Here is a 13,098-nt window from a genome sequence, read left to right as displayed (position 1 = left end):
AATTGCCCGCACCAGTTAAAGAAATTAGGGCGGGAGTATACTGCAAATGGCTGTTTTCGTCAGCAACGTGCGCGTGGCGTATTGCCGTTTTCACTATTGCATCAGGAGCGGCGTGAAATCAGCGGTTGGTTGGCGCAGGGCAACAGGGTAAATTAACGCTTTTACCGAAGACGAAGAGTGATTATGGCGAACTGGCAATCTATCGACGAGTTGCAGGATATTGCAACGGATTTACCGCGATTTATCCACGCATTAGACGAACTTTCACGGCGTCTGGGGCTGGATATTACTCCGCTGACTGCCGATCACATTTCTTTGCGTTGCCATCAAAACGCCACCGCCGAACGCTGGCGTCGCGGGTTTGAACAGTGCGGCGAACTCCTGTCAGAAAATATGATCAATGGTAGACCGATTTGCCTGTTTAAATTGCGTGAACCGGTACAGGTTGCTCACTGGCAGTTTTCGATTGTTGAGTTGCCGTGGCCAGGGGAAAAACGCTACCCGCATGAAGGTTGGGAACATATCGAAATTGTTCTGCCAGGAGAGCCGGAAACGCTGAATGCCCGCGCGCTGGCGTTGCTTTCTGATGAAGGACTAAGCCTGCCGGGGATCTCGGTTAAAACCAGTTCGCCAAAAGGTGAGCATGAACGATTACCGAATCCGACGCTGGCGGTCACCGATGGCAAAACGACGATAAAATTTCATCCATGGTCCATTGAAGAGATCGTTGCCAGCGAGCAGTCGGCGTAATTAAGGAGCAAAAATGGCATTACTGGAAATTTGCTGTTACAGCATGGAATGCGCGCTGACGGCGCAGCAAAACGGTGCCGACAGAATAGAATTGTGTGCGGCACCGAAAGAAGGGGGGCTAACGCCGTCACTGGGCGTTCTGAAGTCCGTGCGCCAGCATGTTACGATCCCCGTACATCCGATCATCCGTCCACGCGGTGGCGATTTTTGCTACAGCGACGGCGAGTTTGCCGCCATTCTTGAAGATATCCGCACAGTGCGTGAATTAGGATTTCCTGGACTGGTGACGGGGGTTCTGGATGTTGATGGTAATGTCGATATGCCACGAATGGAAAAAATAATGGCGGCTGCTGGTCCGCTGGCCGTCACTTTTCATCGTGCCTTCGATATGTGCGCTAACCCTTTAAATACATTGAATAACCTTGCTGAATTAGGCATTGCCAGGGTGCTGACATCGGGGCAAAAATCTGATGCACTGCAAGGTTTATCAAAAATTATGGAACTTATTGCCTATGGTGATGCTCCAATCATCATGGCCGGAGCAGGAGTCCGTGCAGAAAACCTGCACCATTTCCTCGATGCCGGGGTGCTGGAAGTCCATAGCTCTGCAGGAGCGTGGCAAGCCTCACCGATGCGTTATCGTAATCAGGGATTGTCCATGTCATCGGATGCACACGCGGACGAGTATTCGCGTTATGTCGTAGACGGGACGGCGGTTGCTGAAATGAAAGGAATCATTGAGCGCCATCAGGCCAAATGATTTTTACCGTTGCATCATGTCGCCCAATATGATGCTTGCTCGTACCAGGCCCCTGCCCATTCAACAGGGGCCTTTTTTTATCCTTGAGAAGTATGAAAAATGAACAGTTGCCGTGTCATATCGACTTCGTAATAGCGCGCCAAATCATGCTACTAAAAATGTTATATATATTCATATTAACTATGTAATTTAAATTATTAAAACTGCCAAATATATATTAAAAAATAACGGCTGGTTTCTTCTTTAATAATTAATGGTTAAATTGCAATAAATCATATTCTTTGTCGATTATTTCAGGCAGTGTTGTGCCGAATTTAGAGAGTTATTAATTCGTTGTATATTTATTTATACAGCTGGTTCGGTGTACTGGAATTTCATTAGAGGAATCTATGCGAGGGAAAAAACGCATTGGGTTATTTTTTCTGCTCATAGCAGTAGTGGTGGGTAGCGGTGGGTTATTGTTGGCGCAAAAAACGTTGCACAAAACGTCGGAAACGGCATTTTGTCTTTCCTGCCACTCAATGAGCAAACCGTTTGAGGAATATCAGGGGACTGTCCATTTCTCTAATCAAAAAGGTATTCGTGCTGAATGTGCCGATTGCCATATTCCAAAGTCAGGAATGGATTATTTATTTGCTAAATTAAAAGCATCTAAAGATATTTATCATGAATTTGTTAGCGGCAAAATAGACAGCGACGATAAGTTCGAATCCCATCGTCAGGAAATGGCCGAAATAGTGTGGAAAGAATTAAAAGCCTCAGACTCTGCAACGTGCCGTAGTTGCCATTCTTTTGATGCCATGGATATTGCATCGCAAAGTGAAGCTGCGCAGAAAATGCATACCAAAGCGCAAAAAGATGGCGAAACGTGTATTGATTGCCACAAAGGGATTGCCCATTTTCCGCCAGAAATAAAAATGGATGACAACGCGGCGCATGAACTGGAAAGTCAGGCCGCCACATCAGTAACTAATGGCGTGCATATTTATCCTTTCAAACCTTCCCGCATAGGTGAACTGGCTACTGTGAATCCAGGCACCGATCTCACGGTTGTTGATGCCAGTGGCAAACAGCCGCTCGTCCTGTTGCAGGGTTATCAGATGCAGGGCAGTGAAAACACGCTCTACCTGGCGGCAGGTCAACGACTGGCGTTAGCCACACTGAGTGAAGAAGGTATCAAGGCGCTAACGATAAATGGGGAATGGAAAGCTGACGAATACGGTAATCAATGGCGTAAGGCGTCATTACAGGGGACGCTTACCGATCCCGCATTAGCGGACCGTAAACCGCTATGGCAATACGCTGAAAAACTCGACGATACCTATTGCGCTGGTTGCCATGCACCTATTGCCGCCGATCATTACACCGTCAATGCATGGCCGTCCATTGCCAAAGGGATGGGGGCGCGAACCAGCATGAGCGAAAACGAACTGGATATTTTGACGCGGTACTTCCAGTACAACGCTAAAGATATTACCGAGAAACAGTGATCCTCGTTGATCAGGGAGGAAGTTATGACATTAACAAGACGTGAGTTTATTAAACATAGCGGTATTGCGGCAGGGGCGCTGGTGGTGACATCGGCTGTACCGTTACCTGCATGGGCAGAAGAGAAGGGCGGTAAAATTCTTACCGCAGGCCGTTGGGGAGCGATGAACGTAGAAGTGAAGGACGGTAAAATTGTTTCTTCTACAGGCGCGCTGGCGAAGACCATCCCGAACTCTTTGCAATCTACGGCGGCGGATCAGGTGCATACCACGGCGCGTATTCAGCATCCGATGGTGCGAAAAAGCTATCTCGATAATCCACTGCAACCGGCGAAAGGTCGCGGCGACGACAGTTACGTTCAGGTGAGCTGGGAACAAGCATTAAAACTGATTCATGAGCAACACGATCGCATTCGCAAGGCCAATGGACCATCTGCCATTTTTGCCGGATCTTACGGCTGGCGTTCTTCTGGCGTGTTGCATAAAGCGCAAACTTTACTGCAACGTTATATGAATCTGGCGGGTGGTTATTCAGGACATAGTGGCGATTACTCAACCGGAGCAGCGCAGGTGATCATGCCGCATGTTGTCGGTTCCGTGGAGGTTTATGAACAGCAGACCTCCTGGCCGCTGCTTCTGGAAAACAGCCAGGTGGTGGTGCTGTGGGGGATGAACCCGCTGAATACCTTAAAAATTGCCTGGAGTAGTACCGATGAGCAAGGGCTGGAGTACTTCCATCAACTGAAGAAATCCGGCAAACCGGTGATTGCCATTGATCCTATCCGTTCCGAAACGATCGAGTTCTTTGGCGACAACGCTACCTGGATCGCGCCGAATATGGGGACTGACGTGGCGCTGATGTTAGGGATTGAGCATACCCTTCTGACACAAGGCAAACACGATAAAGCGTTCCTTGAAAAATACACCACTGGCTATCCGCAGTTTGAAGAGTATCTGACAGGCAAGAAAGATAATACGCCGAAGAGCGCGGCCTGGGCGGCGGAAATTACCGGTGTGCCGGAAGCGCAGATAGTCAAACTCGCCGAACTGATGGCGGCGAATCGCACGATGCTGATGGCCGGCTGGGGAATCCAACGCCAGCAATACGGTGAACAGAAACACTGGATGCTGGTGACCCTGGCGGCCATGCTAGGGCAGATTGGTACGCCGGGCGGCGGCTTTGGTTTCTCTTATCATTACTCCAACGGTGGTAATCCAACACGCGTTGGCGGCGTACTGCCGGAAATGTCTGCGGCGATTGCCGGACAGGCCAGCGAGGCCGCTGATGATGGCGGAATGACGGCGATCCCTGTCGCCCGTATTGTCGATGCGCTGGAAAATCCTGGCGGCAAATATCAGCACAACGGTAAAGAACAAACTTACCCAAATATCAAAATGATCTGGTGGGCTGGCGGCGGTAATTTCACCCATCACCAGGATACCAATCGTCTGATCAAAGCCTGGCAGAAACCAGAGCTGATCGTCGTTTCTGAATGTTACTGGACGGCAGCAGCTAAACACGCGGATATCGTATTACCGATCACCACATCGTTTGAGCGCAATGACCTGACGATGACCGGCGACTACAGCAACCAGCACATCGTACCGATGAAGCAAGTGGTTGCGCCGCAGTTTGAAGCACGTAACGATTTTGACGTGTTTGCCGATCTTGCTGAATTACTGAAACCTGGCGGAAAAGAGATCTATACCGAAGGTAAAGATGAAATGGCGTGGCTGAAATTTTTCTATGATGCCGCTCAGAAAGGTGCGCGTGCGCAACGCGTCACTATGCCGATGTTTAATGCCTTCTGGCAGCAAAATAAACTACTTGAAATGCGCCGCAGCGAGAAGAACGAGCAATATGTTCGCTATGGCGATTTCCGCGCCGATCCGGTGAAAAATGCGCTGGGTACGCCAAGCGGCAAAATTGAGATTTACTCCAAAACGCTGGAAAAATTTGGCTATAAGGATTGCCCGGCACACCCAACCTGGCTTGCGCCTGATGAGTGGAAAGGTACCGCCGACGAGAAGCAGTTGCAGCTTCTGACCGCACATCCGGCACACCGTTTACACAGTCAGCTTAACTATGCGGAACTGCGTAATAAATATGCGGTTGCCGATCGTGAACCAATCACTATTCACACCGAAGATGCTGCTCGCTTTGGTATTGCGAATGGCGATCTGGTGCGTGTCTGGAACAAACGTGGTCAGATACTAACAGGTGCGGTGGTGACTGACGGGATCAAAAAAGGCGTGGTATGCGTGCATGAAGGTGCATGGCCGGATCTGGAAAATGGCTTGTGTAAAAACGGCTGCGCAAATGTGTTAACGGCGGATATCCCCAGCTCGCAGCTGGCGAATGCCTGTGCCGGTAACTCTGCGCTGGTGTATATCGAAAAATATACGGGTAATGCACCGAAGTTAACGGCGTTTGATCAGCCAGCTGTTCAGGCGTAAGAAGTGAATAGCGCCCGGAAACGGGCGTTAAAGTGCTGACAAAGTGTGCTTTGTTCATGCCGGATGCGGCGTGAACGCCTTATCCGGCCTACAAAATTGTGCAAATTCAATATATTGCAGGAGATTAGTAGGCCTGATAAGCGTAGCGCATCAGGCAGTTTTTGCGTGTGTCATCAATCTCAGCGCCCGGAAATGGGCGCTAAATTTTTACGGCTTACGCGCAATCAGCACCGCGCGTTTAGGCGCGGGATAACCTTCTACCGTTTTACCCGGATCATGCGGGGCGAGGAAATCGGACAGAGACTCGGTAACCATCCATTCAGTGCGACGCTGCTCTTCTGTTGTAGTGACGCTCACGTCCGCAATGCGGATATCAACAAAACCACACTTCTTCAGCCAGTTTTTCAGCGCCAGCGCCGAGGGAATAAAGTAGACATTACGCATTTGCGCGTAACGATCGCCCGGCACCAGCACCGTGTTCTCATCGCCATCAATAACCAGCGTTTCAAGCACCAGTTCACCCTCATTCACCAGTTGATCTTTCAACTGCCAGAGATGCTCCAGCGGTGAACGACGATGATAAAGCACGCCCATCGAAAAGACGGTATCAAAGGCTTTCAGTGCCGGAAGTTGTTCAATACCTAACGGTAACAAATGTGCGCGCTGATCGTTACCCAGCAGTTTGCGCACCGCTTCAAACTGGCAGAGGAAAAGTTGGGTCGGGTCGATCCCCACCGCGAGGTGCGCGCCTGCGCCGATCACGCGCCACATGTGATAACCGCTGCCGCAGCCGACATCGAGGATCGTGCGCCCGGTCAAATCAGAGAGATGGGGCAGAACACGATCCCATTTCCAGTCGGAACGCCATTCGGTATCAATGTTAACGCCATACAGCGAGAACGGCCCTTTGCGCCACGGCATCAGGTTGCGCATCAGGGTTTCAATGCGTTTAATTTGCCCGGCACTCAGCGGCTCTTCGCTTTCTGCCGTCACGCTATGCAGTAAATCAAGACGATACGGTTTAATTTCAGGCAGAAATTCCACCGCATTGGACCACTGTTTAAACAGACCGTGCTGCTGTTCACGCTGCCAGTTAGCAATCTGCGCAGGCAGTGTTTCCAGCCAGTGCGAAAGGTGATTTTTGGCAATCAGAGAATAAAAGTTACCAAAGTCGATCATGCAGCGTCCTCTGCTTTTAATGCCACCAGCGAACCAAAGTTAAAGCACTGGAACCATAGCTCGCTATGTTCAAACCCGGCTTGATGCAGACGCGCTTTGTGGGTTTCAACAGAATCGGTCAGCATTACGTTTTCTAACATGCTGCGCTTCTGGCTGATTTCCAGCTCACTGTAACCGTTGGCTCGTTTAAAGTCGTGGTGCATGTTGAAGAGCAGTTCACCAACTTTGGCATCTTCAAAACTGAATTTTTCCGAAAGCACCAGCGCGCCGCCTGGGTTCAGCCCTTGATAAATTTTATCCAGTAACGCCTGGCGCTCGGAAGGTTCCAGGAATTGCAGGGTAAAATTCAGTACCACCATTGACGCGTTTTCAATAGCGATATCGCGAATGTCACCTTCGATCACGTCTACAGGTGTCGGCGCTTTGTATGCATCGATATGGCGACGGCAGCGTTCGATCATCGCCGGGGAGTTGTCGATGGCAATAATTTTGCAATTATCATGATGAATGTTGCGACGCACCGAGAGCGTCGCCGCGCCCAGAGAACAACCCAGATCGTAAACCTGCGTACCAGGTTGAACGAAGCGTTCGGCTAACATACCAATCATGGAAATAATATTGGAATAGCCGGGAACGGAACGCTGGATCATATCCGGGAAGACTTCAGCTACCCGTTCATCAAAGGTCCAGTCGCCCAGTCTGGCGATAGGGGCAGAAAATAGCGTGTCGCGGTGAGACATAACGTAAAAATCCGGGAAAAAGAAAGTGGCGTATTGTGCGCTAACGCAGGGAGAAAACCAACTCCCAGGGCATATACCAAAGATTCGCCAGCACCATCAGCAACAGCGCACACCAGGTGGCGCTCATGCCGGAACGTCGCCAGCGGAACAGACGGTGATGAAAACCGTAATAATGCATCAGACGACCAGCAAGCAAAACGATGCCGCAAATATGCACCATCCAGGTTTCTGCGCCATTCATTTCCATAAACAGCATCAACACAATCGCGATGGGAATATATTCCACCGCGTTACCGTGAATGCGAATGGCGCTTTGCAGTTCGCTAAAACCGCCGTCGCCATAGGCAACGCGATATTGCAAACGCAGGCGAACAACATCGAAAGAGAACTTCATTAATAACAACGCACCTAAAACGGCATACAGCGCGCTTACCATACAAACTCCCTTTAAAATGGCCGATGGCACTTGTCTATGATAGGTGGCAATTTCAGAAAAGAGAAGATTGCTGTGGAATAGCCGGAACTGCTCCGATCTCTGGGAGTGTTTTACGCAAGTCTTCCCACAGAGTATGTACCAGTTCCGGTGCCTGGGCGATATCAGGTGTATGCAGGAAAAGATAAGGCGTGGTGGTCTGTTGCCATTGCGCTAATTTTTGCAACCAGACCTGAAATAATTCCCGGTTTTGTGTCATATCATCGCTACCGATAAAACGGATCAGCGGATTCTTTGCCGTCAACACGGCATGTACCGGAACTTTCGGTTTTTTCCGTTGCGCATCGCGAATGGCTTCATTATGCGGACGTGCTGCATGAACCGGACGGCTGTCTAAAATCACCCGATTAACGCTGCGTTGATGCAAACCTCGATTAAGCGTTTGTTCTTCTTCGCTTTTGGTGAAAAACTGCGGATGGCGGACTTCCACACCATAGGTAAATTCGCCAGGAAGAGAATCGAGAAAGTGCCATAGCGCAGGCAGATCCCGTGGAGCAAACGTGGCGGGCAATTGCAGCCAGTATTGGCCAATGCGCGGCGCTAACGGCGACATACGGGTCAAAAATTCAGTCACTAAATCATCGCAATGCCGCAATGCTGCCTGATGCGAAATGGTTGCCGGAAATTTAAAACAAAAACGAAAATCATCGGTGGTCTGCTCGCGCCAACGCAGAACCACTTCCTGCTTTGGCAGAGCATAAAGGGTGGTGTTGCCCTCCACACAGTTAAAGTGGCGGGCATACTCTTCCAGGCTGGAGATCCCCAAACGCACCCATTTTGAATGCGACCATTGTGGCAGACCGATGTAAATCATAATGCGTTGAGGATCTCTTCCACGCGACGCACGCGGGCAATGCGCGGGTAGATATGGTTGATGCTGTTATTGTGCTGTTCGGTGCTGGCTGCACTACAGGCGTCTTCGGCAATCACCAGATTAAAGCCCAGCTCCCAGGCATTGCGGGCAGTCGATTCGACACCGATATTGGTCGAGATCCCACATAAGACGATGGTGTCAATGCCACGACGGCGTAATTGCAACTCCAGATCCGTACCGTAAAACGCCCCCCATTGACGTTTGATGATTTCGATATCGCTGTCAGTTGCACCTAACGCCGCAGGATGTTGCCACCAGTTTTCCGGTAACGTTCTGGCAGGTGAGGGAGCATCAACTGGCTGTTTTAATGCTTCGGCGTAATCGGCAGACCAGCCGACGCGCACCAGAAACACAGGCTGACCGTTAGTTCGAAATTTCGCCGCCAGCTTCCCGGCGCGATTAACGACATCTTCAGCAGTGTGGGGACCACCGGCAAACGGTAAGATGCCTTCTTGTAAATCAATCACCACCAGCGCAGTGGTTTTAGCATTCAGTTCAAGCATGATGACTCCAGATAAAACAAAATCGAGCCTCTCACCTTAATGCGATTAGCCGATGGCAGAACGACAAATTTTGTTAATTTTTATGTGCTCAGGCAACACCTTTATAGCAAACAAGGGTAGAGTCTGATTTCAGGCCTGATATAAAGTGGTAACGAGTCGTTCCAGAGCGGGCCAGACTCTTACGGTGCGGCAGAATTTCCAGTATAATAGCCGCCTTTTTTCATTCAGTTGTGACATACAGCTAACGCTGCGACTTAGGTCACCTGCGCAGCAGGGGACGTCCGCCGGCAGCTAAGTTAAGGGATATCTCATGCGTACAGAATATTGTGGACAGCTCCGTTTGTCCCACGTGGGGCAGCAGGTGACTCTGTGTGGTTGGGTCAACCGTCGTCGTGATCTTGGTAGCCTGATCTTCATCGATATGCGCGACCGCGAAGGTATCGTGCAGGTATTTTTCGATCCGGATCGTGCGGACGCGTTAAAGCTGGCCTCTGAACTGCGTAATGAGTTCTGCATTCAGGTAACGGGCACCGTGCGTGCGCGTGACGAAAAAAATATCAACCGCGATATGGCGACCGGCGAAATCGAAGTGCTGGCGTCCTCGCTGACCATCATCAACCGCGCAGACGTTCTGCCGCTTGACTCTAACCACGTCAACACCGAAGAAGCGCGTCTGAAATACCGCTATCTTGATCTGCGTCGCCCGGAAATGGCTCAGCGCCTGAAAACCCGTGCAAAAATTACCAGCCTGGTGCGCCGTTTTATGGACGACCACGGCTTCCTCGATATCGAAACCCCGATGCTGACCAAAGCGACGCCGGAAGGCGCGCGTGACTACCTGGTGCCTTCTCGTGTGCATAAAGGCAAATTCTACGCGCTGCCGCAATCTCCGCAGTTGTTCAAACAGTTGCTGATGATGTCCGGTTTCGACCGCTATTATCAGATAGTCAAATGCTTCCGTGACGAAGACCTGCGTGCTGACCGTCAGCCAGAATTTACCCAGATCGATGTGGAAACTTCTTTCATGACCGCGCCGCAAGTGCGTGAGGTAATGGAAGCTCTGGTGCGTCATCTGTGGCTGGAAGTGAAGGGCGTGGATCTGGGCGATTTCCCGGTAATGACCTTTGCGGAAGCCGAACGCCGTTACGGTTCCGATAAACCGGATCTGCGTAACCCGATGGAACTGACCGACGTTGCCGATCTGCTGAAATCTGTTGAATTTGCGGTATTCGCGGGTCCAGCGAACGATCCGAAAGGCCGCGTTGCTGCTCTGCGTGTTCCGGGCGGTGCATCGCTGACCCGTAAGCAGATCGATGAATACGGTAACTTCGTCAAAATCTACGGCGCGAAAGGTCTGGCTTACATCAAAGTTAACGAACGTGCGAAAGGTCTGGAGGGTATCAACAGCCCGGTAGCGAAGTTCCTCAATGCTGAAATCATTGAAGCCATCCTGGATCGTACTGCCGCGCAAGATGGCGATATGATTTTCTTCGGTGCCGACAACAAGAAAATTGTTGCCGACGCGATGGGCGCACTGCGCCTGAAAGTGGGTAAAGACCTTGGTCTGACCGACGAAAGCAAATGGGCGCCGCTGTGGGTTATCGACTTCCCGATGTTTGAAGACGACGGTGAAGGCGGCCTGACGGCAATGCACCATCCGTTCACCTCACCGAAAGACATGACGGCTGCAGAACTGAAAGCTGCACCGGAAAATGCGGTGGCGAACGCTTATGATATGGTCATCAATGGTTACGAAGTGGGCGGTGGCTCTGTGCGTATCCATAATGGTGATATGCAACAGACTGTATTTGGCATTCTGGGTATCACCGAAGAGGAACAGCGCGAGAAATTCGGCTTCCTGCTCGACGCCCTGAAATATGGCACTCCGCCGCACGCAGGTCTGGCATTTGGCCTTGACCGTCTGACCATGCTGCTGACCGGCACTGACAACATCCGTGACGTTATCGCCTTCCCGAAAACCACAGCGGCAGCGTGTCTGATGACTGAAGCACCGAGCTTTGCTAACCCGACGGCTCTGGCTGAGCTGAGCATTCAGGTTGTGAAGAAGGCTGAGAATAATTGATATGACTTATAAGCGTCCCGTTTCGATCTTAGTGGTCATCTATGCACAAGATACGAAACGGGTGCTGATGTTACAGCGGCGTGACGATCCCGATTTCTGGCAGTCGGTAACCGGCAGCGTGGAAGAGGGTGAAACCGCGCCGCAAGCTGCCATGCGCGAAGTAAAGGAAGAGGTCACCATTGATGTTGTCGCTGAACAACTGACCTTAATTGACTGTCAACGCACGGTAGAGTTTGAAATTTTTTCACATTTGCGTCATCGCTATGCGCCGGGTGTGATGCGCAATACAGAATCATGGTTCTGTCTTGCGCTCCCGCACGAACGCCAGATTGTTTTTACTGAACATCTGGCCTACAAGTGGCTTGATGCGCCCGCAGCAGCGGCGCTCACTAAGTCGTGGAGCAACCGGCAGGCGATTGAAGAGTATGTAATTAACGCTGCCTGAACAGGCAGGGCTATTTGGAGATATTTTTTATGGCAGGTCATAGTAAATGGGCCAACACCAGACATCGTAAAGCCGCGCAGGATGCTAAGCGCGGTAAAATCTTCACTAAAATCATTCGTGAGCTGGTGACCGCAGCTAAACTGGGCGGCGGCGATCCGGATGCTAACCCGCGTCTGCGTGCGGCCATTGATAAAGCACTGTCTAACAACATGACCCGTGACACTCTGAACCGCGCAATTGCACGTGGTGTGGGCGGTGATGATGATGCGAACATGGAAACCATCATCTACGAAGGTTACGGTCCTGGCGGCACTGCAATCATGATTGAATGTCTGTCTGACAACCGTAACCGTACTGTTGCTGAAGTGCGTCACGCATTCAGCAAATGTGGCGGCAACCTCGGTACTGACGGTTCCGTAGCCTATCTGTTCAGCAAAAAAGGCGTGATCTCCTTCGAGAAAGGTGATGAAGACACCATCATGGAAGCGGCGCTGGAAGCAGGTGCAGAAGACGTTGTGACCTATGATGACGGCGCAATCGACGTCTACACTGCATGGGAAGAGATGGGTAAAGTACGTGATGCTCTGGAAGCGGCTGGTCTGAAAGCAGACAGCGCAGAAGTTTCCATGATCCCGTCAACCAAAGCCGATATGGATGCAGAAACTGCACCGAAACTGATGCGTCTGATCGATATGCTGGAAGACTGTGACGACGTGCAGGAAGTTTACCATAACGGTGAGATCTCTGATGAGGTTGCAGCGACCCTCTGATGAGGCCGGCTAAACAACAAAACGGAGACGCGTGATGGCTATTATTCTCGGTATTGACCCGGGTTCGCGCGTTACCGGCTACGGCGTTATCCGTCAGGTGGGCAGGCAACTGTCCTACCTGGGCAGTGGATGCATACGCACCAAAGTGGATGATTTACCGTCTCGTCTGAAGCTCATCTATGCGGGCGTGACGGAAATCATCACCCAGTTCCAGCCCGATTATTTCGCAATCGAACAAGTCTTTATGGCGAAGAATGCCGACTCTGCCCTGAAACTGGGGCAGGCACGCGGCGTGGCGATTGTGGCGGCGGTGAATCAGGAATTGCCAGTATTTGAATATGCGGCACGTCAGGTAAAGCAAACGGTGGTAGGTATTGGTAGTGCCGAAAAAAGCCAGGTGCAGCATATGGTGCGCACTTTGCTAAAACTACCCGCCAACCCACAGGCGGACGCCGCCGATGCACTGGCGATTGCCATCACCCACTGCCATGTCAGCCAGAATGCGATGCAGATGAGCGAATCGAGGCTGAATCTGGCTCGCGGGCGACTGCGTTAAG

At 51.0% G+C, this 13,098-nt stretch carries 13 protein-coding genes; 8 read left to right on the top strand and 5 right to left on the bottom strand.

Annotated elements, in window-relative coordinates; genetic code table 11:
- Positions 1–183: 183 nt before the first annotated feature.
- The 4 genes from A7Z29_RS14570 to torZ all read left to right on the top strand — a co-directional run bounded on the left by A7Z29_RS14570 (position 184) and on the right by torZ (position 5,454).
- Positions 184–750 carry a VOC family protein gene (locus tag A7Z29_RS14570; protein WP_010345044.1) on the top strand — a complete coding sequence of 189 codons (567 nt, stop codon included), beginning with the start codon at positions 184–186 and terminating at the stop codon, positions 748–750.
- A 13-nt stretch (positions 751–763) separates the two neighbouring features.
- A complete protein-coding gene (cutC, locus tag A7Z29_RS14565) occupies positions 764–1,510 on the top strand; it encodes a copper homeostasis protein CutC (protein ID WP_001185707.1) in 747 nt (248 codons plus the stop codon).
- A 389-nt stretch (positions 1,511–1,899) separates the two neighbouring features.
- On the top strand, positions 1,900–3,000 hold the full coding sequence (locus A7Z29_RS14560; protein ID WP_105290405.1) for a NapC/NirT family cytochrome c: 1,101 nt from the start codon (positions 1,900–1,902) through the stop codon (positions 2,998–3,000).
- A 24-nt stretch (positions 3,001–3,024) separates the two neighbouring features.
- Positions 3,025–5,454, top strand: coding sequence for a trimethylamine N-oxide reductase TorZ (gene torZ, locus A7Z29_RS14555; RefSeq protein WP_105290404.1), 2,430 nt, complete (start codon positions 3,025–3,027; stop codon positions 5,452–5,454).
- Between the two features lie 207 nt (positions 5,455–5,661).
- On the opposite strand, the gene cmoB is transcribed toward torZ, so the two are convergent.
- Genes cmoB through A7Z29_RS14530 form a run of 5 tightly spaced genes read right to left on the bottom strand, consistent with a single transcriptional unit; the run spans position 5,662 to position 9,243 of the window.
- Complete coding sequence (cmoB, locus tag A7Z29_RS14550; protein WP_105290403.1) at positions 5,662–6,633, bottom strand: tRNA 5-methoxyuridine(34)/uridine 5-oxyacetic acid(34) synthase CmoB; 972 nt, start codon at positions 6,631–6,633, stop codon at positions 5,662–5,664.
- Positions 6,630–7,373 (bottom strand): carboxy-S-adenosyl-L-methionine synthase CmoA, encoded by a 744-nt coding sequence (cmoA, locus tag A7Z29_RS14545; protein WP_000019591.1) that lies wholly within the window; start codon positions 7,371–7,373, stop codon positions 6,630–6,632. The genes cmoB and cmoA overlap by 4 nt, the downstream gene beginning before the upstream one ends.
- Before the next feature lie 40 nt (positions 7,374–7,413).
- Positions 7,414–7,809, bottom strand: a complete 396-nt coding sequence (locus A7Z29_RS14540) for an MAPEG family protein (protein ID WP_010345040.1) — start codon at positions 7,807–7,809, stop codon at positions 7,414–7,416.
- 52 nt (positions 7,810–7,861) lie between these two features.
- On the bottom strand, positions 7,862–8,680 hold the full coding sequence (locus A7Z29_RS14535) for a DUF72 domain-containing protein (protein WP_105290402.1): 819 nt from the start codon (positions 8,678–8,680) through the stop codon (positions 7,862–7,864).
- The gene (locus A7Z29_RS14530) at positions 8,677–9,243 is read right to left on the bottom strand and encodes a hydrolase (RefSeq protein ID WP_085460798.1); all 567 of its coding nucleotides are present in this window, start codon (positions 9,241–9,243) and stop codon (positions 8,677–8,679) included. The genes A7Z29_RS14535 and A7Z29_RS14530 overlap by 4 nt, the downstream gene beginning before the upstream one ends.
- Before the next feature lie 310 nt (positions 9,244–9,553).
- Here A7Z29_RS14530 and aspS point away from each other — a divergent pair, with 310 nt between their 5' ends.
- From aspS to ruvC, 4 genes are read left to right on the top strand one after another with little or no spacing between them, the layout of a single operon-like run.
- The gene (gene aspS, locus A7Z29_RS14525; RefSeq protein WP_001258665.1) at positions 9,554–11,326 is read left to right on the top strand and encodes an aspartate--tRNA ligase; all 1,773 of its coding nucleotides are present in this window, start codon (positions 9,554–9,556) and stop codon (positions 11,324–11,326) included.
- Positions 11,319–11,771, top strand: coding sequence for a dihydroneopterin triphosphate diphosphatase (gene nudB / locus A7Z29_RS14520; RefSeq protein ID WP_077629663.1), 453 nt, complete (start codon positions 11,319–11,321; stop codon positions 11,769–11,771). Before aspS ends, nudB begins: the two co-directional genes overlap by 8 nt.
- A gap of 29 nt (positions 11,772–11,800) precedes the next feature.
- Positions 11,801–12,541, top strand: coding sequence for a YebC/PmpR family DNA-binding transcriptional regulator (locus A7Z29_RS14515; RefSeq protein WP_000907234.1), 741 nt, complete (start codon positions 11,801–11,803; stop codon positions 12,539–12,541).
- A 34-nt stretch (positions 12,542–12,575) separates the two neighbouring features.
- Positions 12,576–13,097, top strand: coding sequence for a crossover junction endodeoxyribonuclease RuvC (gene ruvC, locus A7Z29_RS14510; RefSeq protein WP_001295503.1), 522 nt, complete (start codon positions 12,576–12,578; stop codon positions 13,095–13,097).
- The last annotated feature ends 1 nt before the right edge of the window (position 13,098 follow it).

This window comes from Escherichia sp. MOD1-EC6842, assembly GCF_002965705.1.
Classification (GTDB): Bacteria; Pseudomonadota; Gammaproteobacteria; order Enterobacterales; family Enterobacteriaceae; genus Escherichia; species Escherichia ruysiae.
This window is presented reverse-complemented; position numbering and strand designations above follow the sequence as displayed.

Bases quoted from the DNA above. Each gene is read 5' to 3' on its own strand.
- A7Z29_RS14515 (WP_000907234.1), top strand. From the start codon at position 11,801: ATGGCAGGTCATAGTAAATGGGCCAACACCAGACATCGTAAAGCCGCG.
- cmoB (WP_105290403.1), bottom strand. From the start codon at position 6,633: ATGATCGACTTTGGTAACTTTTATTCTCTGATTGCCAAAAATCACCTT.
- cutC (WP_001185707.1), top strand. From the start codon at position 764: ATGGCATTACTGGAAATTTGCTGTTACAGCATGGAATGCGCGCTGACG.
- A7Z29_RS14530 (WP_085460798.1), bottom strand. From the start codon at position 9,243: ATGCTTGAACTGAATGCTAAAACCACTGCGCTGGTGGTGATTGATTTA.
- A7Z29_RS14540 (WP_010345040.1), bottom strand. From the start codon at position 7,809: ATGGTAAGCGCGCTGTATGCCGTTTTAGGTGCGTTGTTATTAATGAAG.
- A7Z29_RS14560 (WP_105290405.1), top strand. From the start codon at position 1,900: ATGCGAGGGAAAAAACGCATTGGGTTATTTTTTCTGCTCATAGCAGTA.
- ruvC (WP_001295503.1), top strand. From the start codon at position 12,576: ATGGCTATTATTCTCGGTATTGACCCGGGTTCGCGCGTTACCGGCTAC.
- A7Z29_RS14535 (WP_105290402.1), bottom strand. From the start codon at position 8,680: ATGATTTACATCGGTCTGCCACAATGGTCGCATTCAAAATGGGTGCGT.
- aspS (WP_001258665.1), top strand. From the start codon at position 9,554: ATGCGTACAGAATATTGTGGACAGCTCCGTTTGTCCCACGTGGGGCAG.
- A7Z29_RS14570 (WP_010345044.1), top strand. From the start codon at position 184: ATGGCGAACTGGCAATCTATCGACGAGTTGCAGGATATTGCAACGGAT.
- cmoA (WP_000019591.1), bottom strand. From the start codon at position 7,373: ATGTCTCACCGCGACACGCTATTTTCTGCCCCTATCGCCAGACTGGGC.
- torZ (WP_105290404.1), top strand. From the start codon at position 3,025: ATGACATTAACAAGACGTGAGTTTATTAAACATAGCGGTATTGCGGCA.